Source organism: Algoriphagus yeomjeoni, assembly GCF_003259505.1.
Lineage (GTDB): Bacteria > Bacteroidota > Bacteroidia > Cytophagales > Cyclobacteriaceae > Algoriphagus > Algoriphagus yeomjeoni.
Window position 1 is genome coordinate 347,913 of the sequence record NZ_QLLK01000004.1, and the last position, 20,369, is coordinate 368,281.

19 protein-coding genes and 2 tRNA genes are annotated in these 20,369 nt (G+C 39.5%); 7 read left to right on the forward strand and 14 right to left on the reverse strand.

The annotated features are described in order from the left end of the window. Position 1: 1 nt before the first annotated feature. Positions 2-1,879, reverse strand: coding sequence for a family 16 glycoside hydrolase (locus LV83_RS08900; RefSeq protein ID WP_111611198.1), 1,878 nt, complete (start codon positions 1,877-1,879; stop codon positions 2-4). A 230-nt stretch (positions 1,880-2,109) separates the two neighbouring features. Beyond that, on the reverse strand, positions 2,110-3,009 hold the full coding sequence (locus LV83_RS08905) for a DUF3078 domain-containing protein (protein WP_111611199.1): 900 nt from the start codon (positions 3,007-3,009) through the stop codon (positions 2,110-2,112). Between the two features lie 49 nt (positions 3,010-3,058). Between LV83_RS08905 and LV83_RS08910 the strand changes: the two genes are divergently transcribed. Further along, the gene (locus LV83_RS08910) at positions 3,059-3,334 is read left to right on the forward strand and encodes a YidH family protein (RefSeq protein WP_111611200.1); all 276 of its coding nucleotides are present in this window, start codon (positions 3,059-3,061) and stop codon (positions 3,332-3,334) included. 3 nt (positions 3,335-3,337) lie between these two features. Beyond that, complete coding sequence (locus tag LV83_RS08915; protein ID WP_111611201.1) at positions 3,338-5,119, forward strand: SLC13 family permease; 1,782 nt, start codon at positions 3,338-3,340, stop codon at positions 5,117-5,119. A 130-nt stretch (positions 5,120-5,249) separates the two neighbouring features. Here the strand turns inward: LV83_RS08915 and ppk1 are convergent, their stop codons facing one another. The 5 genes from ppk1 to LV83_RS08940 all read right to left on the reverse strand — a co-directional run bounded on the left by ppk1 (position 5,250) and on the right by LV83_RS08940 (position 11,751). Then, positions 5,250-7,373, reverse strand: a complete 2,124-nt coding sequence (gene ppk1, locus LV83_RS08920; RefSeq protein ID WP_111611202.1) for a polyphosphate kinase 1 — start codon at positions 7,371-7,373, stop codon at positions 5,250-5,252. A 107-nt stretch (positions 7,374-7,480) separates the two neighbouring features. Beyond that, positions 7,481-9,439 (reverse strand): DNA topoisomerase (ATP-hydrolyzing) subunit B, encoded by a 1,959-nt coding sequence (gene gyrB, locus LV83_RS08925; RefSeq protein WP_111611203.1) that lies wholly within the window; start codon positions 9,437-9,439, stop codon positions 7,481-7,483. A 168-nt stretch (positions 9,440-9,607) separates the two neighbouring features. Then, a complete protein-coding gene (locus tag LV83_RS08930) occupies positions 9,608-9,976 on the reverse strand; it encodes a CoA-binding protein (protein WP_111611204.1) in 369 nt (122 codons plus the stop codon). 1 nt (position 9,977) lies between these two features. Beyond that, positions 9,978-10,937 carry a GNAT family N-acetyltransferase gene (locus LV83_RS08935; RefSeq protein WP_111611205.1) on the reverse strand — a complete coding sequence of 320 codons (960 nt, stop codon included), beginning with the start codon at positions 10,935-10,937 and terminating at the stop codon, positions 9,978-9,980. Further along, positions 10,930-11,751 carry a 1-acyl-sn-glycerol-3-phosphate acyltransferase gene (locus LV83_RS08940; RefSeq protein WP_111611206.1) on the reverse strand — a complete coding sequence of 274 codons (822 nt, stop codon included), beginning with the start codon at positions 11,749-11,751 and terminating at the stop codon, positions 10,930-10,932. The genes LV83_RS08935 and LV83_RS08940 overlap by 8 nt, the downstream gene beginning before the upstream one ends. Before the next feature lie 332 nt (positions 11,752-12,083). On the opposite strand from LV83_RS08940, the gene LV83_RS08945 reads away from it, so the two are divergent. The 5 genes from LV83_RS08945 to LV83_RS08965 all read left to right on the forward strand — a co-directional run bounded on the left by LV83_RS08945 (position 12,084) and on the right by LV83_RS08965 (position 15,124). Continuing rightward, positions 12,084-12,980, forward strand: coding sequence for a class I SAM-dependent methyltransferase (locus LV83_RS08945; protein WP_111611207.1), 897 nt, complete (start codon positions 12,084-12,086; stop codon positions 12,978-12,980). A 14-nt stretch (positions 12,981-12,994) separates the two neighbouring features. After that, positions 12,995-14,185: an aspartate aminotransferase family protein gene (locus LV83_RS08950; RefSeq protein ID WP_111611208.1), complete on the forward strand. Its 1,191-nt coding sequence runs from the start codon at positions 12,995-12,997 to the stop codon at positions 14,183-14,185. A 72-nt stretch (positions 14,186-14,257) separates the two neighbouring features. Beyond that, positions 14,258-14,677, forward strand: coding sequence for a peptide-methionine (R)-S-oxide reductase MsrB (msrB, locus tag LV83_RS08955; protein WP_111611209.1), 420 nt, complete (start codon positions 14,258-14,260; stop codon positions 14,675-14,677). Between the two features lie 40 nt (positions 14,678-14,717). Then, positions 14,718-14,939, forward strand: coding sequence for a type II toxin-antitoxin system HicB family antitoxin (locus LV83_RS08960; RefSeq protein WP_111611210.1), 222 nt, complete (start codon positions 14,718-14,720; stop codon positions 14,937-14,939). 29 nt (positions 14,940-14,968) lie between these two features. Beyond that, positions 14,969-15,124: a type II toxin-antitoxin system HicA family toxin gene (locus LV83_RS08965; protein WP_245947025.1), complete on the forward strand. Its 156-nt coding sequence runs from the start codon at positions 14,969-14,971 to the stop codon at positions 15,122-15,124. A gap of 102 nt (positions 15,125-15,226) precedes the next feature. Here the strand turns inward: LV83_RS08965 and LV83_RS08970 are convergent, their stop codons facing one another. The 7 genes from LV83_RS08970 to LV83_RS09000 all read right to left on the reverse strand — a co-directional run bounded on the left by LV83_RS08970 (position 15,227) and on the right by LV83_RS09000 (position 20,167). Further along, a complete protein-coding gene (locus LV83_RS08970) occupies positions 15,227-16,375 on the reverse strand; it encodes a DUF4221 family protein (protein WP_111611211.1) in 1,149 nt (382 codons plus the stop codon). Between the two features lie 147 nt (positions 16,376-16,522). Beyond that, positions 16,523-17,083 carry a 1-acyl-sn-glycerol-3-phosphate acyltransferase gene (locus LV83_RS08975; RefSeq protein WP_111611212.1) on the reverse strand — a complete coding sequence of 187 codons (561 nt, stop codon included), beginning with the start codon at positions 17,081-17,083 and terminating at the stop codon, positions 16,523-16,525. Beyond that, positions 17,080-17,883: a patatin-like phospholipase family protein gene (locus tag LV83_RS08980; protein WP_111611213.1), complete on the reverse strand. Its 804-nt coding sequence runs from the start codon at positions 17,881-17,883 to the stop codon at positions 17,080-17,082. Before LV83_RS08980 ends, LV83_RS08975 begins: the two co-directional genes overlap by 4 nt. Continuing rightward, positions 17,873-18,712: an MBL fold metallo-hydrolase gene (locus tag LV83_RS08985; protein ID WP_111611214.1), complete on the reverse strand. Its 840-nt coding sequence runs from the start codon at positions 18,710-18,712 to the stop codon at positions 17,873-17,875. Before LV83_RS08985 ends, LV83_RS08980 begins: the two co-directional genes overlap by 11 nt. A gap of 51 nt (positions 18,713-18,763) precedes the next feature. Then, positions 18,764-19,711 carry an acetyl-CoA carboxylase carboxyltransferase subunit alpha gene (locus LV83_RS08990; RefSeq protein WP_111611277.1) on the reverse strand — a complete coding sequence of 316 codons (948 nt, stop codon included), beginning with the start codon at positions 19,709-19,711 and terminating at the stop codon, positions 18,764-18,766. Between the two features lie 255 nt (positions 19,712-19,966). Next, positions 19,967-20,040, reverse strand: a tRNA-Asp gene (locus tag LV83_RS08995). Positions 20,041-20,093: 53 nt separating this feature from the next. Next, positions 20,094-20,167 (reverse strand) — tRNA-Asp (locus LV83_RS09000). Positions 20,168-20,369 lie beyond the last annotated feature (202 nt).

The following is a 20,369-nucleotide window of genomic DNA, read 5'->3' on the forward strand; positions in this document are numbered from 1 at the left end:
ATTACCAAACAATTGAATAAGTAATCACCCCAACGTTATTTTTCAAATTCACTGGTAAAACCAATTCTTTTGAACCATCAACTGAGTTTCTCACCATCGGTGATTCCTTCCCTTCGAATTCGATGTAGTAAGATTTGTCATCTATCGCATAAAGTCCATTTGGCAATTTTTCAATCGTAGACCCCTGAGCCACCAAACAATAGATTTGAGTTGCATCGGTTTCTGAAACAAGATTTAAAGTATGCACTAACTTCTTTCCTGATTCTTTGGTGTCTAAAGTTTCTTTAAAGCTCACGCCCGGCATCTTATAGCTAATAACTGGCGATCCATCTTGTTTCAATTCAAACCCTTCATAGGTAAAGCCATCAATTTCTGTAGGCCAAGCTTCCTCCTTTGATGCAAGCACAGATAAACTTGGCTTTCCTGCGAATTCAATGACATTCCCCAAAGGCAGCATCAATTGAGTTTCGCCACGGCCATACCACATTGGTGTTGTCTCCACAAAATCCCCTCTCCAGACACTCAACAGCTCTCCTCGGCTTAAATCAATGGCATAATTTGCTCCACCAGGTTCACCTACTGCTACAGTATGGGTACGCTTTTCTCCAGCGTGCATGATAAACCCACGTTGCATTTCTGCCTTACTATCCACATTCAATGCAATCTGTCCAACTGGATCATAGGCTCTTATTGGAGAGTTTAGAGCAGTTTTAGCAACTCCATTTCCTTCAACAGTCAATGTGATATCATTACTTGGGGCATACCAGTGACCATATTTCTTAAAGTAATTCAATTTGACCTTGTGGTTTCCAGCAGTTAATTGTGTAGATCCACTCGCTTTCCCAGTTACACCATCAACATAGACCACTTCCTTATCATCTATGAAAAGCTTACCAGCTCCATTAATATTCCCAGGGGGCGTATCATCAGGAACCCATGCTAGGTTCAAGTTGAAAAAATATTCCCCGTCACTTGGTATAACTAGCGTCCCTTCGACCGTTCCTGAAAACTCATTTCGAGTTGCCGGAGCTAAATGAGCTAACACATCGATATCCATTTCTCCCTTTGGATTAGCTGTCGCAAAATCACTGATGGATTTGATGCTGTCATAATAAGTGAGCTTCATTTGCTCCAAAGTCACATTTTCTGATCCATAGGTTTTGTACTTGATGTTTCGAATAGCTACACCACCATGATCTCCTTGAATCACTAACGGGCCTAATGCCTGCTCATCTTCAAAAAATGCGGCCTGAGTAGGCCCAGTAACTTCTATATTCTTTTGAACTAGCACATCGTTTTGATAAACAGAAATAAATTTGGCGTTAGTCACCTTTTTCCCATTAGAATCAAAGCGAGGAGCTTGGAAGACAATTCTTAGTGATTGCCAAAGTCCAGGCGCTCTACTTACATTCACAAGCGGAGGATGCCCTTCATAACCTTCTCTTCCTGCTCCTCTGCTAGCATCCCACCTTTGGTAGATTGCACCAGCATCCGAGTATTTAGGGTCTTTCTCAGTCCAAGAATCAAATAATTGAACTTCATATCTTCCTTGAAGATAAACGCCTGAATTACTGCCCTTTGGCATCATAAAATCAAGCTCCAGTTCAATATCTCCATGCTCAAAGACAGTCTTTATCGCTTGATTATCCCCTTTTTGTAAGGTGTTCAGCAATATGCCTGTTCCGTTTGTAGCTTTAGATTTGCCTCCATCGAGATCATAATATACATCTTCGACAATCTGCCAATTAGCACTCGTGGATTGAAATTCACTTAGACTTTGTAATGGTAGCACTTCAAATGGAATTGGGCTATCCTGTGCTATAGATGCTATTGCCTTGATATACAGACAACAACAAATCAGAAATATTTTATTATTCATTTTAGGTTAATTAGGTATTGAATACCAAAGGTAACCTCCTGAGCATTTTAAAAAAATAGGATTATTTCAAGTAAAAATTTATTGGTATAGTATATATACAATAAAAAAGCAGGAGAAAATCTCCTGCCCTTTATTTGAAAACTAAACCAACTATTATTTAACTACCACAATGAATTCAAAAATAATACATTTATAATAGAATCAAAATTCCAAATAAAAATTTGTTAAGATTATTTCTTCTTTGGGAAGTTACCTCGTTTAAATGCAATTCCTAATGCTAAACCTTGGGAAAATTGAATTTTACTGTCTTGATCCAAATCATAGATCATTAAACTTGTCAAACTAACATTTACAAGATTGGATACTTTGGCAGTAAGTCCGAAGTCTAAGCGATGATCTATCGCATCAAAGGCGAAAGTCTCATAATTAGCGAACATCTGGTATCTAATCATCAGCGATAAATTATCCGAGAGTTTCTTATTGTAATCAGCCAACAAACTAAAAGCTAACCATTCAGTACGAACCGTTTCTCCTATTTCCACGCCATAATTGTTAGGAACATTAAGATAGAGGTCTGTATCTGTCACAAAAGTCCATCTTGGAGAAAGTGGAGACATACGTAAACTAAACTCATCATTTGGCTTGTATTCTATACCAAGAGATGTTGTTAGATAGGCTGGATTTGCAAACTTAGAAATCAGCATTTTTTCTTGATCTTCTGGAAATTCGTAGCCTGGTGCAAATTGCGAAAGGAAATTAACAGCAAAGAAATAATTCCATTTATCATTGATTTTATAGCCCACTTTAGAATCAAGGAATATTCGGTCATTAGATTTACGGCCATCTTCACCTTTGTTTTTCACGACACCATAAATGAAATCCATGGTATTGTCCCATGACCACTTTTCCTTGGCATAGTTTGCTCTGCCAACCAAATAGATTCCTAGGGCTACAGAATTGACACCACCACCTTGCCAGTTTCCACTAAATGCCGCCTGATTTAAATTCAAACCACCGCCTATTTCTTTAAGCCAATAGCTAGTATCTTGTGGTATTAGCGCAACTTCTTCCTGTGCAAAAACTTGCCCACAGAATAAAATAATGAGGAAAAATGTAGAAATTCTTTTCATAAGTACTGATGTTTGAATTATTTCATTGTAAAATAACTAGAATACAAATATGGAAAATGACTTGGAAAGAGAATTAATAATTCGGGATTTTTTGGCACGACAGCGCACTACGCTGGCTAATAATAGGACCCTGTTATCATTTATTCGTACTTCTTTGTATTTCTTGGTTTCAGGTACGGCCCTTTTTGAAGTGAAGGAATTAAACCATGTACGGGATCTGGGGTATTTGGCATTTGGATTGAGCTTAGTTATTCTTATAGTTGGAATTGTTAATTACTTCCGCATCAGACAAAAACTCAAAAAAGGAAACTATTTAAAAATGTAATAAATGACCTTTGAAATAGGACTCGTCTTTTCAATTATTGGTCTCGCTATAATTCTATTTTTTACCGAGAAGTTTACCATTGATACCGTCTCTATAGGCGTAATGGTAGCCTTTCTTTTGACTGGAATTTTGAATGTAGAAGAAGGTCTTTCTGGATTTTCAAATCCAGCAACGATCACCGTTGCTGCTATGTTTGTGGTATCTGCAGCGATTTTCAATACCGGTTTATTGGATAGTTTTACTCAAAAACTAAGTTCACAAGCTGGCAAAAGCCAAACTCATCTCTTATTCACTTTAATGTTGTCTGCTGGTTTTTTATCGGCATTTATTAGCGACACTGCGGTGGTTGCTCTGCTGATGCCTGCTGTGATAAGACTCTATAAAACAGACAACATCGCTCCTTCTAAGCTGCTAATGCCGCTTTCTTTTGGAGCATTGATGGGAGGAATTTGTACGCTGCTGGGCACTAGCACTAATATTTTGGTAAGTGGTATAGTTGAAAAAGCCGGTTTACCTTCATTTGGTGTTTTTGAAATGAGTTTGATGGGGCTGGTGTTTTTTGCCACTGGATTGGTCTATATGCTGACTATAGGCAGGTGGCTCACACCTAACCGTAAACCAAAATCCGAATTGGGGGATAGCATTCAGCTGGGTAATTACCTTTCCGAATTAATTATTCTTCATGATTTTGAGCAAATAAATGAGCCTCTTTTAAAGCAGACTCTTTTTGAAAAGCTTCCCGTCAAACCCCTACAAATTATCCGATCAGATGGAAGAAAAGTCCGTGTTTATCCAAACACATCTATTCAGGAAGGTGATATTATTCGCATCAATTGTGATAAAGAGACCCTTGAAAAAATAAAAACCCGTAAGGGAATTGAAATAAAAGCTGACTTAAAATGGAATGAAGAAGACATAGTCGATGAAGAAGAACGACTTTATGAAGCGTTAGTAATTCCTAATTCATTTTTGATAGGCGAAAGCATCAAAAGCCTAAATTTCAAGAAAATATACAATCAAGTTCTAGTCATTGGGATCAGACATAGATCTGATATGCTTAACTCACTCCTTTCCAAAACAGCCCTACGCGCCGGAGACATCTTGCTTTTAAGAGCAACAGAGGAATCAATTAAAAGTATAGAAACGAGTGATGATCTGCTTTTACTTTCAGAATCAAAAAGTCTTCCTTTCAATAAGATAAAAACTGTAATAACATTAGTCATACTTGCCCTGATCATAGGATTGGCTACATTGGAGGTGTTCCCAATTGTTGTCACGGCAGTCGCAGGCGCGATTGCTTTGATCATGGTAGGATCAATTAACACAGAACAAGCTTACAAAGCCATAGACTGGAAGGTAATCCTGATGCTTGCCGGGGTTTTATCCATGGGTTTAGCGCTAGAAAAAACTGGAGGGTCTCAACTTATTGGGACATCAATAGTGGAAAGTGTAGGACAGTTTGGTCCAAGAGCGGTCATGAGCGCTTTATTTGCCTTGACTTTCCTGATGACTAATGTGATGTCAAATAATGCAACTGCTGCTTTGCTGGCGCCTATTGCGATCAGTATTGCTACCGCTTTGGATGTAGACTCCAGACCCATGCTGATGGCTGTCACATTCGCTGCCAGTCTGAGCTTCATGACTCCTATGGGCTACCAAACCAATACCATGATCTATACGCCCGGAAACTATCGATTCAGTGATTACATAAAAGTGGGCACTCCGCTCAATCTACTGCTTTGGGTCGTTGCGACATTTGGAATTCCTTATTTCTTCCCCTTTTAATAAGCATAAATTCTAAAACTTCTCGAACTCTGGAAAGAATAGCTGCTTTTCCCAAAACAGCTAAAACCAAAAAAAGCATTGAGTCCACACTCAATGCTTTTTCCTGTTTATCCAAACAGAAACTTGATTTTTAATCAACAAGCTTCACCTGAAAGACGTTATCTGCATCCAAATTAAAGAATTCTCGGTGCACATTAAACTCAGGTTCGTCTCCTACAGGATGCTTTGCTAAATACGTACCATCTTCTTGCATCACATAAGCGTTTACATTGTCCTTAAGATTGTAAGCCAGAATATTCATCAACTGCTTTTCGAGCAAAGGAGACTCTACTTTGAATAGTGCTTCCAATCTTTTATCAAAACTACGAACCATCATATCCGCACTTCCAGCGTAAGTTCTTGTGTCTCCATTGTTGTGGAAGTAATAGATCCTGGAGTGCTCCAAGAAATCCCCAACAATAGAAAGTACTTCGATATTTTCGCTCAAGCCAATTCTCCCTGGTCTGATGCAGCAAATCCCTCGAACAATCAGCTTGATGGTAACACCAGACTGCGATGCACGATACAAGGCATAGATCATCTCAGAATCTTCCAGAGAGTTTACCTTGATAAAAACACCACTAGGTAAACCATTCCTAGCGTTCTCGGCCTCTTTCTCGATGTACTCTATCAATTGATTCCTCATATCACGAGGTGCAGTGATTAAATTTTGATATTGGGAAGGCATGGAGTGCCCGGTGATTACGTTGAAAAATTCCGAAACATCATTTGCCAAAGTTTCATTGGTAGTCATCAAGCCAATATCAGTGTAAAGCCTGGCCGTGTCTTCATTGTAATTACCTGATCCTAAATGTACATAGCGGGTAATCTCACCCCCATCCCGCTTCACGATCAGTAGAAGTTTTGTATGGGTTTTCAAATGAGAAATGCCATAAATCACAAAGCAACCTGCCTTCTGAAGTTTCTTCGCTTCACGAATATTATTTTCCTCATCAAATCTAGCTTTGACCTCAAAAAGCACCGAAACGTGTTTCCCATTTTCAGCAGCTTTTAGCAATGCTTTAGTAATCCGGCTTTCCTTCGCAAGGCGATAAATGGTCATCTTGATAGCCATTACATCAGGATCTTCAGATGCTTTTTCTATCAAATCTAAAATAGAATCGATGTTATTATATGGATGATGAAGAAGAATATCCTTCTCCTTGAGCACATCAAAAATATCTGCAACACCTTCATCCTGATAAGAAAGTGGCTTTACTGGATCAGGAATTTGAGGTAAACGCTCACGGAATTTTTTATTTCCCACGATCTGCCAAAGGCCTGTAAAATCTATGAGGCTTTCTCTTTTGATCAGAAACACAGAGTCCATTTTGAGATTCCATCTTTCCAAAAGTGAATTCATCATCCACTTGCTGTAACCTTCTTCAATTTCTATTTTTACCACCCTCCCACTCTTTCTTTCCATCAACTTTCGCTTTACTTCTTCCAAGAAGTTCGCGTCCATATCTTCACTTTCTTCCAAGGTAAAGTCGCCATTTCTGGTAATTCGGAAAAGGCTGATCCCTTCGATTTCCACATTTCTGAAAAGTGAAACAATGTTCTCCCTGATTACTTCTTCAATAGGAATTAGGAGTAAAGAGTCTTCTCGCTCGATTTCGAAGAACCTTGGAATATTTGCTGGAATCTGCACAAAACTCATCTTACGCATATCCTGTCTATCGCCTGGACTTGTGGTTACTACACCAAAAACCAAGAGTTTATTCATCAAAATTGGGAAAGTACGATAGCCATCATAAACCATCGGAGTAAGCATGGGGTAAATAGCTTTTAAAAAGTAATCCTGGACTTTTTCTTGTTCTTTATCAGTAAGCTTTGAGGTATTACACAGAACCACACCCTGTTCCTGAAGCTCAGGCATTATCGTCTGAGTGAAATGTTCGTGCTGAGCATTATGAAAAATATGACTATCGTTCATCAATTTAGCCTTGAAGGGCTCTTCCCTCAAACCAGAGTAGTCAACTCTTTCCTTATCGTAATCTAGGTAGTTATAAAGTGATCCTACACGAATCATGAAAAACTCGTCCAGATTGGAGGCTGTAATAGCAAGGAACTTAAGCTTTTCAAAAACACTACGGTGGGATTTTTTGGACTGATCCAACACACGTTCGTTGAATCTTAACCAACTCAAATCTCTACTTACAAGATCACTATGTTGTATAATCGAATCGTATTTTTCAACAACTTCCAATTTCATCACTTTTAAAGTTAATAGTTAGAAGCAAGTTAAGTTATGCTTGCTTAATTTGGGTTTATGATTGTGTTAAGAATTAAAAAAAGGGGCTGAAAAGCCCCTTTGAATGATTAGGTATCGATTTTTGCGTATTTCGCATTTTTCTCGATAAAATCTCTACGAGGGGCAACTTCATCTCCCATCAGCACACTGAAGAGATGATCTGCTTCGGCGGCTGATTCAATATTAACCTGTTTAATCGTTCGAACATTTGGATCCATAGTAGTAGTCCAAAGTTGCTCAGGGTTCATTTCACCAAGACCTTTGTATCGCTGAATACCTACGCTATCCTCTTTACCATCTTTTGCCATTTCTGCGGTAAGAATTTTTCGTTCATCCTCAGTCCAGCAATATCTTTCGTCTTTTCCTCTTTTCAATAAATATAAAGGAGGTAAGGCGATATATACGTACCCGTTTTCGATCAATGTTCTCATGTATCTAAAGAACAAAGTAAGAATCAAGGTTCTAATGTGAGAACCATCAATATCAGCATCCGTCATGATGATGATTTTGTGATATCTTAGACCACTAAGGTCTAATTCTTTATCATCATTCACTGTACCAAATTTAACCCCAAGCGCAGTCAGAATGTTTTTTATTTCTTCGTTATCGTAGATTTTATGTTCATGCGCTTTTTCTACGTTTAGAATTTTGCCTTTCAAAGGCAAAATAGCCTGGAAATCTCGATCACGACCTTGCTTAGCAGAACCACCTGCCGAGTCACCTTCGACTAGGTATAATTCACATACCGTCGGATCACTATTTGCACAATCGGCAAGCTTACCGGGAAGACCACCGCCTCCAAGTACATTTTTACGCTGCACCATTTCACGCGCTTTTCTAGCAGCGTGTCTGGCTTGTGCAGCTAATATCACTTTACCAACGATAATCTTAGCCTCTTTTGGATGCTCCTCTAACCAAAATTGTAACGCTTCAGAAACCGCAGAATCCACAGCACCAACTACATCAGAGTTACCCAATTTGGTTTTGGTCTGTCCTTCAAACTGAGGTTCAGCCACTTTCACAGAAATTACTGCTGTAAGACCTTCACGGAAATCATCCCCGGAAACTTCCATCTTTAGCTTTTCCAGCATTCCTGACTTATCAGCATAAGATTTTAGCGTTCTAGTCAATGCTCTTCTAAAACCAGAAACGTGGCTACCTCCTTCGTAGGTATTGATGGTGTTCACATAAGACACCACGTTCTCTGAATAAGAACTATTGTAATTCATGGCTACCTGAACAGGCACGCCATTCTTTTCTGTATCTATTGAAATTGGCGTATCGATGATTTTCTCCCGGCTCACATCCAAATACTGAACAAACTCGACCAAGCCACCTTCTGAGTAAAACTCATCAGATTTTACAGAACCGTCATCTTCAGTTTCACGAAGATCAGTTAAGAAAATTCTGATACCAGCATTCAAAAATGACATTTCACGAAGTCTATTCGCAATGGTCTCATACTTGAATTCTGTTATCGCAAAAATGCTTGCATCTGGCTTAAAATGGATGGTAGTTCCTCTCCTATCTGTAGTTCCAACTTGCTTTGCAGGATACTGGGGAACACCAATTTTAAATTCCTGCTCGGTGATCACACCGTTTCGATAAACAGTAGCTTTCAGGTCTGTAGAAAGTGCATTCACACAGGATACACCTACTCCGTGCAAACCTCCGGAAACCTTGTATGTATCTTTATCAAACTTACCACCCGCATGAAGTACCGTCAACACCACTTCTAGCGCAGACTTTTTCTCCTTCTCGTGCATGTCGGTAGGAATTCCACGACCGTTATCTTCAACAGTAATTGAATTATCTACATTGACGGTGACTTTAATAGTATCACAATGTCCAGCAAGTGCCTCATCTATAGAGTTATCTACAACTTCCCAAATTAGGTGATGGAGCCCTTTGACCCCAACATCGCCGATATACATAGCAGGTCTCTTACGAACCGCTTCGAGGCCTTCTAATACCTGAATATTCCCGGCACCGTATTCGCCTAGATTCTTCGCTTTTTCTTCACTCATATGTTTTGGAGAAAACCCTCAAATTGGGGCTAAAAAGGTGATTTTATGTTCTTTTTAAGATACGGCAAGTTAGGTAAAAAATGTGACTTTACACAGCTTTTCCCGAGGATCAGTAGCACAAAAAAGGATTTCAAAACCAAGCAGTCAACAGACTGGTTCACAAGGATTTTAGTATTGATTTGTATTCAACATAACTAAAGTACAAGCCGGTAAAACGTCAATTCCTGCAGCTTTAGCTTTCTGAAAAAATACAGGATTCTCAGTTCCTGGATTGAAGATGATTCTTTTCGGCTGCAGACTGATCAAATAATCAATCCACTCTTCCTGATGTGCAGGACCTATATAAAGGGTGATCGTATGTATGTTATGTAAATCCGGCTTACTTCGAAGATCAAGAATTTTGTGGCCAAAAACTTCTCCTGATTTAATACCAATCGGCAAAAAGGGAATGCCATTATTAGCCAATCTATCTGCAGCGAAATAGGCAAATCTAGATTTGTTTGTTGTAGCCCCTACGATCAACGTTAACTTTTCCATCTTACCTGCTTCCAAAGATTCTATCTCGCTCGAAAGTATCCATATGCCTATGTTTTTTGGTTTCGTAGATATCATCAAGTGTAATCAATATCCCGGTTTCTTCCACTTCACCAAATTCATCATTCAACGCAGTACCAAAAGTCATCATAGTCGGTGAAAGATTCATATAGGTGTTGATTAGCGGAGGAATATTCTCTCCATAGGTCCGAATCCTGCCATTCAGCAACTTATATCCTTCTTTATATTCCAATCCTTCAAACGGGTTTCCTGCTTTGGGAAGATCTGTTTCATAGCCTAGCTTCAATTTATCTTTTGGCTTCACCAATCCATCTTTATCAGGAAAATAGAAATTCATAAACATCAGCAATAAGTCTCGCGCTTCACGACTAAAGTGTGGGTACATCGTCACCTTTCCGAAAAGATACTTCACCTCTGGGTTCAACAAAACCACAGCTCCCAATCCATCCCAAAGATTGTCTAGGCTAAAAATACCTTTCCTATTATCGAGTGCCGGCTGGTATTTGGGCTGCACAAATGATCTTCCAAGCTCGATAGTGTATGGAATATAATCCTGAATAAAGCGCTCAGTAAAATCAAATAAATGGGTGGTGGAAAGATTGATACTTCCGTCTCCATTGATTGAGTTTTTACAATTAATCAATCTGTATCCAGCTACGATTTCTTCATCTTCAGGATTCCAAGTGACCAACTGCTCGTAGCAATTTTGACAAATATCATTTTCATCAAGATCCAGTTCCAAGCCAGTCCCTCCTCCTGCAGCTCTAAAAGTCAATTCTCGCAACCTTCCTATTTCTCGAACAACATTCGGAGAATTATGAAAATTAACTAGGTATACCAGGTTATCCCCATTATTAGTATATCGTAAAAATCGATCCGGAGTCAACTCAGACTTTAAAAGCTCTTTGTCAATTGCCGGAATTATTTCTGCTTCTTTATTCATTCTTTTTACCAAGTTCGTAAACCAAATCCTTCACTTTTTCGGCCCACTGTGCATCCGTTTTCGAAGAGTCAAAGGTTTGATAGGAAATTTGTTTACCTACGGTGATCACCACTTTTTTCCCCTGCTGCTTATACAATTCATCAGCCAGGTACAACATCTCAATATTGGCCTTTATACCTAACTTCTTTCTCCAATAAGCCAAATTGTAGAAAAATTTGGAATTATTACCTCCAATAAAACAAGGTAGTACATCTTTTTTGTATTTCTTCGCTTTAGAAATAAAGCTCTTTTTCCACTGCAAATCCCGTATTCCAGTTTCATCTTTCCTTGAAACTAGTCCCGCAGGAAAGATTAAGACAGCATAACCACCTGAGTAAGCGGCTTCTATTGCCGCTAAGGTGTCTCCAGAATTCTTACCATGCTTATTGATTGGTATAAATAAGGGATCAAAATTTTTAAGAGCCATCAGCAAGTCATTGACAAGAAACCTCATATCAGGTCTCACTTGTCCAATTGCCTTCATCAGCGTAATTCCATCAATTCCGCCTAGAGGATGGTTTGCTGCAATTATAATCCCACCAGTCTTTGGAATATTCTCTGCTCCAACCAACTCAACTTCAATGTTCAGTTCCTTTATTATTCCGTTTCCAAAGTCAAGTCCATGAAGATGGTCTACCTTATCCAGCACATCATTCATCCAATCTTCATGCGTTACCCGCTTGATATACCTAAGCAAAAAGCCCGGCATCCATTTCAAAAGCGCAGGATTTTTGGAATCAATAGATTTTTCTATGTCAATAAATTTCTTGGACATCTTAGAACTCAGATTACTGATTGGGCGATGAAATAGAGGTGAACTTATTCTCTCTTATTTTCAAAATAAAGCTAAAAGTACAAAAAAACAGGTTTAACCTTACGATAGGTAAAGACTGTGGTGATTAGAGTCCTGAAAACCAATCCACTTAATTTGAATCATCACCGAATAGGACCCTACTCGAATGATGAATTAATCCTATTCTGACTAATTGATAACTCTAAAAAAATAATTTCATCAACTGAAATTCATTGAAACCCCAGGTAAAAAGCCTCCTCTGACCTAGCCTCCGATTAATTTCTTATTTTTGCCTTCCGATAATAACACACCTTATGAGCGAATCCATACTATCACTTTGTCCTGGCCCTTGGAAAGATTACGAACTTATTGACACAGGAGGATTTGAGAAATTAGAGCGCTTTGGAGAGTTTATCCTTAGCAGACCTGAACCACAGGCGATTTGGGATAAAACCCTGCCTGAAAGTGAGTGGAGAAGTCTAGCGCATGCGCACTTTGCAAAAGAGAAGAGCAATCCTGAAAAAGGAAATTGGGAGCAATTGAAAAAAATGCCTCATAATTGGGCAATTGAATATGAGAACCCTGATGGCTTGAGACTGAAACTTAATCTTGCTCAAACTTCCTTCAAGCATATCGGCCTTTTCCCTGAGCAGGCTGTCAACTGGGATTACCTATACAAAACCATAAAACGATCTCCAGTAGCAAAGCCTAAAGTCCTAAATCTTTTCGCCTATACTGGTGCAGCAAGTGTTGCAGCAAAGGCTGCAGGAGCTGACGTCACGCACTTGGATTCTGTGAAGCAGGTTGTGACCTGGTCGAGACATAACATGGAATCTTCCGGGCAATCCGACATACGATGGATGGTGGATGATGCGATGAAATTCATCAAACGGGAAGCTCGCCGAGGCAATAAATACAATGGAATAATCCTGGACCCGCCTGCCTACGGCCGTGGTCCGGATGGAGAAAAGTGGGTGCTGGAAGAGCAAATCAATGAAATGCTAAAAGTATGTGCAGAGATTCTTGATCCAAAAGATCACTTCCTCCTACTAAACATGTACTCCCTAAGCTTCTCATCACTCATCGCTGCCAATTTGATCAATACTACGTTCAAGAATGTGCAGAACGCCGAACACGGAGAACTCTATCTCCAAGACAATCAAAATAAAAAACTACCGCTGGGAATCTTCTTCAGGTTCTCCAGCTTTTGAAATAAATTTTAGTAATGAATAATAGGCAGCTTTTCCTTCAGCATTTAGCACAAACAACAGATTTCCCTTTGATGATCGAAGTGGAAAAAGCTGAAGGAATCTATCTTTTTGGACCCAAGGGAGAAAAATATATAGATCTCATCTCGGGTATAGGAGTAAGTAACGTGGGCCACAGACACCCAAAAGTGCTGGAAGCAATCCAAGGTCAACTGGATAAATACCTACACCTAATGGTCTATGGAGAGTATGTTCAAAGCCCTCAGTCCGAATTGGCCAAGGCACTTTGTGATACCCTACCTGAGCATTTAGATAATGTCTACCTGGTAAATAGTGGAAGCGAGGCAATAGAAGGCGCATTGAAACTGGCAAAGCGATATACGGGAAAGCCAAATTTGATTTCCTGCGTAAATGCCTATCATGGGAGTTCTCATGGCGCTTTGAGTGTGGGTGGCAACGAGATTTTCAAGCAAGCTTATCGTCCCCTTCTTCCAGGTATTAGCCATATCAACCATGGAAAAATATCTGACTTAGAAAGTATCAATTCTGATACAGCAGCAGTTTTAATTGAAACTGTACAAGGAGAAGCTGGAATCAGGGTTGGGGATAAAGAATATTTTCATGCGCTGAGAAAGCGCTGTGATGAAACAGGCACTTTGTTGATTTTGGATGAGGTGCAGTGTGGATTCGGTAGAACAGGTAAATTCTGGGCATTCGAGCACTTTGGATTTGTTCCTGATATCGTTGTTTGTGCCAAAGGAATGGGCGGAGGTATGCCGATTGGGGCATTTATCGCCAATAAAGAAGTAATGGGAGTTTTCAAAAACAACCCAATTCTAGGACACATTACTACTTTTGGAGGACATCCAGTGAGTGCTGCAGCTTCTTTGGCAACTATCAAGATACTTTTGGAGGAAAAGCTGATAGAGCAAGTTGAAGAAAAGGCAAATCTGATCAAGTCCCTTTTGGTTCACCCAAAAATCAAAGGCATCAGAAATAAAGGCTTGCTGATGGCTGTCGAGTTTGAGTCTTTTGATGTATTGAAACCAATTATCGATACCGCCATTGAAATGGGTGTGATTACCGATTGGTTTTTATTTTGTGACGATTCCATGCGAATCGCACCTCCTTTGACTATTACAAATGAACAAATTCACGAAGCATGTGAAGTGATTTTGAGGGCTATAGATCAGGTATTTCCAAGTTAATATTCCATCCATTTTTTTAAGTCAGAAACTTCTTATTCGTTCAAAGAGTTACAACTACTAAATGACACTAATATGAAGAATCAAGAAAACAAGAGCTACCCAGGACAAAAATCTGAAGAGCAATATCGCAAGGAGTTAGACGCAGATTCCTATAGAGTTCTTCGGGAAAAGGGAACCGAAAGAGCTTTCACTGGGGAATATTACCTGAATAAGGAAACGGGCATTTACGAGTGCAAAGCCTGCGGGAACGAGATTTTTCACTCATCCAATAAGTATGACAGCGGTTGCGGATGGCCAAGTTTCACCAAACCGGTGAAACCAGAAGCCATCGATGTACATATGGATTATACCCATGGCATGATCCGTGAGGAGATATTATGTGCCAATTGCGGTTCGCACCTAGGACACCGATTTCCTGATGGGCCAAGTGACCAAGGAGGAATCAGATATTGTATCAATTCTGTGAGTTTGGATTTTGAGAAAGAGAAATAATCAGCTGATTTTATTTTAATAAAAAAGCTTAATTTGTGCTATGGAAAGAATGTTTAGAATCATCCTTACCCCTGAGTTAGATGGTGGATTTACAGCAATTGTACCTTCCTTACCTGGCTGCGTCACGTGGGGCGAAACGCTAGAACATACCAAAGAAATGGCCAAAGAGGCTATCTCTTTATACATTGAGGATATGGAGGCAAACGGGGATGAAATCCCTAACGACAACAACAGCCTAGAATTATCCCTTGTAGTTGCTTAGAAACAACTTTTTTAAAATGATCTCTTTTCATGAAACCCATCACTCCAAAAGAACTGATCAAGATATTAGAATCATTGGGTTTCGAATTTCAGCGTAGTAAGGGAAGTCACCAAGTTTTCAAACACCAAGATGGGCGTAGAACGGTTGTTCCGCTGCATACAAAGGAGTTGAAACAGGTACATTGATGGCAATTCTAAAACAATCGGGAATATCAAAAGATGAAATCTAAAATAGCGAATTTCTGTTCAAATTGCTGAAATGGGATTTGACATTTCAAATTTGAAATTCTAATCCAACTCCACTTGAACTACAACAAAAGCCATCTCATCATCGATGTTTTCAAAAATCCAGATGTTGCCATCTTTGGCAAAATGAACATTGGGAGTTTGGGTCAATTCTGGGATCTGGGCTTCGGCTTTTAAATTGAAATCTTTGTCAAAAATACTGAGATAAACCTCTGCTCCAGTCGTGACATAGCTATCATATTCATTGAGTTCTTCACTATAATGCTTCTTATCTGAAAATCTGAAATAGCGTTGGTTTTTCTCATCCCAAACAAAGCTTCCATAAGAAATTTCCTCTCCAATCTTCCGTTCTACATCTTTTATGCCTCCTGAAGTATATTCCACAGTCTTGGGTGGTACGTATTCTTTCTCATAACCCAACAGTGGAGTATCCCATTTTTTCACCTGAACACTATCACTTTTGAAATCAAACACTTGAACTTCGTTGAATGCATTCGAACTGACCAAAAAGTTCCCATTAGCCTGTAATGGATAAGCTCCAGTTCCGTACCCTCCTGCATCATTTCCATTGTAAAGAATCTTAATATACCGGTCAGAATTTTTAACCCAATCAGGGAGCTCAACCTTTTTGTAGGCTCGATCTTTCAAGTCAATATCAAGTATAAAGTCCGTATTAGTTTCCCAATGAGTGACTAAGGCTATAAATCGTTCAGGATTGCTTTCATCCTGTTCTAGGGATCGAGCAAAATACTCATTAACCCCGAGGTACTCTTCAACTATTTTTTCCAATTCCAAATCTCTAACTAGCTCGCCATTCTGATCAAAAATTTTATAGAATTGGTAGTGCCAGAAAAGCAGGTTTTGGTTTGGCAAAATTGAAAACTGGGGATAATCACCAATTCCATTAGGTCCTTCTTTTTCATATTGGATCTTTCTCTCCAATTTGAGATTATTTAGATCAATTTTCTCCGCTGAATTATCCTTTCTATTGAAGTTGAGGAGGTAGCTTTTGTCCCCAGACAAACTGGAAGTATATAACCGATCCTGTAAATAAAGAAACTCCTGACCTGCATCTATCATCACAGTATCCAGAGAAACTGTAATCTCATCTGATACGGACAATTTTTCCTCTTCGGATGAAGCACAGGAACTGGCAAGTAATAAAAGTAAAATCCCGGTAAACAATCTCATAACATATCCTTTTGAAGTTCAATTAAAAATTTATTGCACTAAAAGGTAATTGATAAGTTCCAAAAATGCTGAACCTGAGATGTTACAAAAAGTTAAAAGCGGATTTGGCCTCGTGGATTTCAGATTTCAAAATTACGACTTTAGCCTTTAAAGAATCCCTTTCTCCGGATGCCTGCCAGTCACAGTTCTTCCAAAAACTTTCAGTTCCTCAATCTGAGCATCCATATTTCCATCTGGGTAAATCACTGGCCCAATTCCAGCTTCCTTTTTCTTATAATCAAGGTAGCCAACCACTACTGGAACATTTGCTCCAAGTGCTATATGGTAAAAGCCTGATTTCCATTTTTTTACCTGACTTCTAGTACCCTCAGGAGTAACCATAATTACGAGCTCATCCCGCTCGCTGAGCATGGATACCATGGATTCAGTATAAGTCTGTTTTCTACCTCCAGGCACACGCTTTCTATCTATAGCAATTGCCCCTAACCCACTTAGCAACCAACCCAGTGGACCTACCATCACTTCTTTTTTGATCGTAAAACGAACAGGGATGTCCATCAAGAAAAAAGCTGCACGGGCGTACAAAATATCCCAATTGGAAGTATGAGGAATAGCTATAAGAACAGCTTTCTTAAGACCTTTTGGCCAATTATCATTTAAGGACCAACCCGAAAGCCAAAACACAATTCGTGACAGAAACTTCATCATGCTTTTATAGATTTATTGGGTTGAACAGCTAATTCTAAAATTGAAGGATTTTCCTCGATATATTTTATGGTGTGATCGTATCCCACACTAAATAATTCAGGAGCTTTTTTGATATCAAAAACCCCATATTTACCTAGCGCCGGTGGTTCAATAAAATAATCACACTTAGCTTTTCGGCTATACACATTGTAATTCATCGCCATAATCACCGAGCGCTCGATCAGTTTTTTCATATTACTGATATTAGCCTCTTCGGGAAGTTGATTACAATTAACTCCTATCACTATATCACAAGTCCCATCCAAGGGCTCCACTGGAAGATTATTCAATACCCCACCATCCACAAGGTATCGATTGCCTATCACAATAGGATCAAACATTCCCGGAATACATGAAGAAGCCATGATTGGCCGGATCAACTCACCTTCTGAATAATATCGGACCTTACCCTTTTTGATATCTGTAGCTGCTACAGTCAACGGAATCTGCAATTCCGAAAAATCATCGTGTTTTAAGTAGAGTTTAAATAAGGTACCTACAGAATCCATTTTCAAAAAGCCAGTTAAAGAAACTGCTGGGCGCAAAAACTTAAAATAATTAGTCTCTACTATGATTTTTAGGATTTCTTCAGGCTTATAACCTTGACAAAACATGGCTCCAACAATTGCTCCAGCTGAAGTTCCTGATACTTTTGTAGGAACAATACCAGCATCAGTGAGTGCTTTCAACACTCCCAAATGTGCAATCCCACGTACTCCTCCTCCAGAGAGAGCCAACCCGATTTTCATTTTAGATTTCATCAAATCTGAATGTTTGATCTAACCGAACTCCTTTATCTGTCATTTTAACTGTACAGCATTCGTTAACTGCATCATGTTCCATAAATAAAACATACTCTTCTCTTGCTGCTTCTTCCAAAAACCTGGCTTTTTCGTCCATAGTCAGAAGCGGTCTTGTATCATAGCCCATCACATATGGCAGAGGAATATGACCTACTGAAGGAAGCAAATCGGCCACAAAAACAACCGTTTTTCCCTTGTACTGGATTTTTGGAAGCATCTGCTTATCTGTATGTCCATCAGCAGTAATAAAATCAAATCCCGGAAGAAATGATTTCTTCTCCATGTCAATGAAGTCTAATTGACCCAGCTCTTGCATTGGAAGTATATTCTCTTCTAGAAAAGAGGCTTTTTCGCGAGGATTAGGAACTGTTGCCCACTGCCAATGATCCTTATTGGACCAATAGGTAGCTCTAGGGAAAGTCATTTCATACTGTCCATGGGATCCATATTTTACTCCGCCTCCACAGTGATCAAAATGCAAATGGGTGAGAAAATTATCTGTTATCTGATGAGGACTTACACCGAGTTTTCTTAGACTTTTTTCCAGGGAATCATCGCCATGTAAATAGTAATGGGAGAAAAATTTCGCATCCTGCTTATCTCCTATCCCATTATCAATTAAGACGATTCTATTGCCATCAACCACAAGAAGCGATCTCATAGCCCAAGTACAAAGGTTATTTTCGTCAGCCTGATTTGTGCGCGACCAAAGTGTTTTTGGAACGACGCCAAACATGGCTCCTCCGTCCAATTTGAAAAATCCGGTATTGACTACGTGTAATTCCATGATATGAAAGAAAAATCCCGGACTTTGTAAGAAATCCGGGCTTTAAATATTTTACTCAACAACTACACCCATCGAGCAAAACTTGTCGATGCGCTGTTCAATTCTTTTCTCAGGCTTGATCTTATCCAGTTCCTTCAAGGCTTGAAGAATGGCTTCTTTCAGGGTGATAGCCATTTTCTTCATGTTCTTATGGGCTCCGCCTAAAGGCTCTGGAATTATCCCATCCACTAAGCCATTGCCTTGCATGTCAAGTGCTGTCAGTTTGAGAGACTCTGCAGCTTGCTCCTTGTAATCCCAGCTTCTCCAAAGAATAGTGGAACAGTTTTCCGGAGAAATCACAGAATACCAAGAGTTCTCTAGCATCATAACACGATCTCCAATTGCAATACCTAAAGCACCACCTGAAGCACCTTCACCAATGATGATGCAGATCACAGGTACTTTTAGCATAAACATCTCCTTGATATTGCGGGCGATTGCTTCACCTTGGCCTCTTTCTTCAGCTTCCAAACCTGGAAATGCACCAGGAGTATCAATCAAGGTTACGATAGGCTTACCAAACTTCTCAGCTATTTTCATCAGGCGAAGTGCCTTTCTGTATCCTTCAGGATTTGCCATCCCAAAGTTTCTCATTTGGCGCTGCTTGGTATTTCTACCTTTTTGCTGCCCAACGAACATTACAGATCTGCCATCCAAATCGCCAAGGCCACCAACCATTGCCTTGTCATCTGCTACATTCCTATCTCCATGAAGTTCTATAAAATCATTGGTCATCTCATAGATATAATCCAATGCATAGGGTCTTTCAGCATGTCTAGAGAGCTGAACTCGCTGCCAGCGGGTCAGATTTTGAAACGTTTCTTTTTTCAAAGCAAGAATTTTTTCTTCAAGAGATTCAATATCTGAACTTAAATCAATATTTCTGCCGGTAGCCAACTCCTTCATTTCCTGAAGTTTTTGCTCTAAATCAGCGATAGGTTTTTCGAATTCTAATACCATTTTGGTGATTTTTGGGAAAAACAAAGATAAGCATATACCCTTGGGAATTAAAATTTTTAATGAGAGGCTGTCTCATAATTGCTGTTTGTCACATTGAGCGAAGTCGAAATGCGGCTGTATTCGCTGCAAATGGCCTTCGACTCCGCTCAGGCTGACACAATTTGCCCTTTTAAGACAGCCTCTTACTTTATTCGATAAGATAAAATGCAAAAGGGGCTAAAACAAAAAAGTCCCGAATTTCTTCGGGACTTTAAGCGGAATGGACGGGACTCGAACCCGCGACCTCCTGCGTGACAGGCAGGCATTCTAACCAGCTGAACTACCACTCCAATGGTTTTAATCTAATTATTTTAAAGCAATGATCTTTTTCAGCAACTTTAAGCGGAATGGACGGGACTCGAACCCGCGACCTCCTGCGTGACAGGCAGGCATTCTAACCAGCTGAACTACCACTCCAATGGCTTCAAAAAAAAGATCGTTTTAGATTTCTCGTCCACTACCCTGTTTTTGAGTGATGCAAAGGTATGTTTTAGATTTGTTAATGCAAAAGTAGATTTAATAATTTGCTTTAATAATTCGTATGAACTTCAATTTCAAGGAGATATTTTTTGATAAATTTTGAATCATTTCCAGTTTATGACGATTCATCGCAGCTATT

What these genes read in the sequence shown, in the direction of transcription:
- LV83_RS08900 (WP_111611198.1), bottom strand. Translation starts at nt 1,879, where the DNA reads ATGAATAATAAAATATTTCTGATTTGTTGTTGTCTGTATATCAAGGCA.
- LV83_RS08905 (WP_111611199.1), bottom strand. Translation starts at nt 3,009, where the DNA reads ATGAAAAGAATTTCTACATTTTTCCTCATTATTTTATTCTGTGGGCAA.
- LV83_RS08910 (WP_111611200.1), top strand. Translation starts at nt 3,059, where the DNA reads ATGGAAAATGACTTGGAAAGAGAATTAATAATTCGGGATTTTTTGGCA.
- LV83_RS08915 (WP_111611201.1), top strand. Translation starts at nt 3,338, where the DNA reads ATGACCTTTGAAATAGGACTCGTCTTTTCAATTATTGGTCTCGCTATA.
- ppk1 (WP_111611202.1), bottom strand. Translation starts at nt 7,373, where the DNA reads ATGAAATTGGAAGTTGTTGAAAAATACGATTCGATTATACAACATAGT.
- gyrB (WP_111611203.1), bottom strand. Translation starts at nt 9,439, where the DNA reads ATGAGTGAAGAAAAAGCGAAGAATCTAGGCGAATACGGTGCCGGGAAT.
- LV83_RS08930 (WP_111611204.1), bottom strand. Translation starts at nt 9,976, where the DNA reads ATGGAAAAGTTAACGTTGATCGTAGGGGCTACAACAAACAAATCTAGA.
- LV83_RS08935 (WP_111611205.1), bottom strand. Translation starts at nt 10,937, where the DNA reads ATGAATAAAGAAGCAGAAATAATTCCGGCAATTGACAAAGAGCTTTTA.
- LV83_RS08940 (WP_111611206.1), bottom strand. Translation starts at nt 11,751, where the DNA reads ATGTCCAAGAAATTTATTGACATAGAAAAATCTATTGATTCCAAAAAT.
- LV83_RS08945 (WP_111611207.1), top strand. Translation starts at nt 12,084, where the DNA reads ATGAGCGAATCCATACTATCACTTTGTCCTGGCCCTTGGAAAGATTAC.
- LV83_RS08950 (WP_111611208.1), top strand. Translation starts at nt 12,995, where the DNA reads ATGAATAATAGGCAGCTTTTCCTTCAGCATTTAGCACAAACAACAGAT.
- msrB (WP_111611209.1), top strand. Translation starts at nt 14,258, where the DNA reads ATGAAGAATCAAGAAAACAAGAGCTACCCAGGACAAAAATCTGAAGAG.
- LV83_RS08960 (WP_111611210.1), top strand. Translation starts at nt 14,718, where the DNA reads ATGGAAAGAATGTTTAGAATCATCCTTACCCCTGAGTTAGATGGTGGA.
- LV83_RS08965 (WP_245947025.1), top strand. Translation starts at nt 14,969, where the DNA reads ATGAAACCCATCACTCCAAAAGAACTGATCAAGATATTAGAATCATTG.
- LV83_RS08970 (WP_111611211.1), bottom strand. Translation starts at nt 16,375, where the DNA reads ATGAGATTGTTTACCGGGATTTTACTTTTATTACTTGCCAGTTCCTGT.
- LV83_RS08975 (WP_111611212.1), bottom strand. Translation starts at nt 17,083, where the DNA reads ATGATGAAGTTTCTGTCACGAATTGTGTTTTGGCTTTCGGGTTGGTCC.
- LV83_RS08980 (WP_111611213.1), bottom strand. Translation starts at nt 17,883, where the DNA reads ATGAAATCTAAAATGAAAATCGGGTTGGCTCTCTCTGGAGGAGGAGTA.
- LV83_RS08985 (WP_111611214.1), bottom strand. Translation starts at nt 18,712, where the DNA reads ATGGAATTACACGTAGTCAATACCGGATTTTTCAAATTGGACGGAGGA.
- LV83_RS08990 (WP_111611277.1), bottom strand. Translation starts at nt 19,711, where the DNA reads ATGGTATTAGAATTCGAAAAACCTATCGCTGATTTAGAGCAAAAACTT.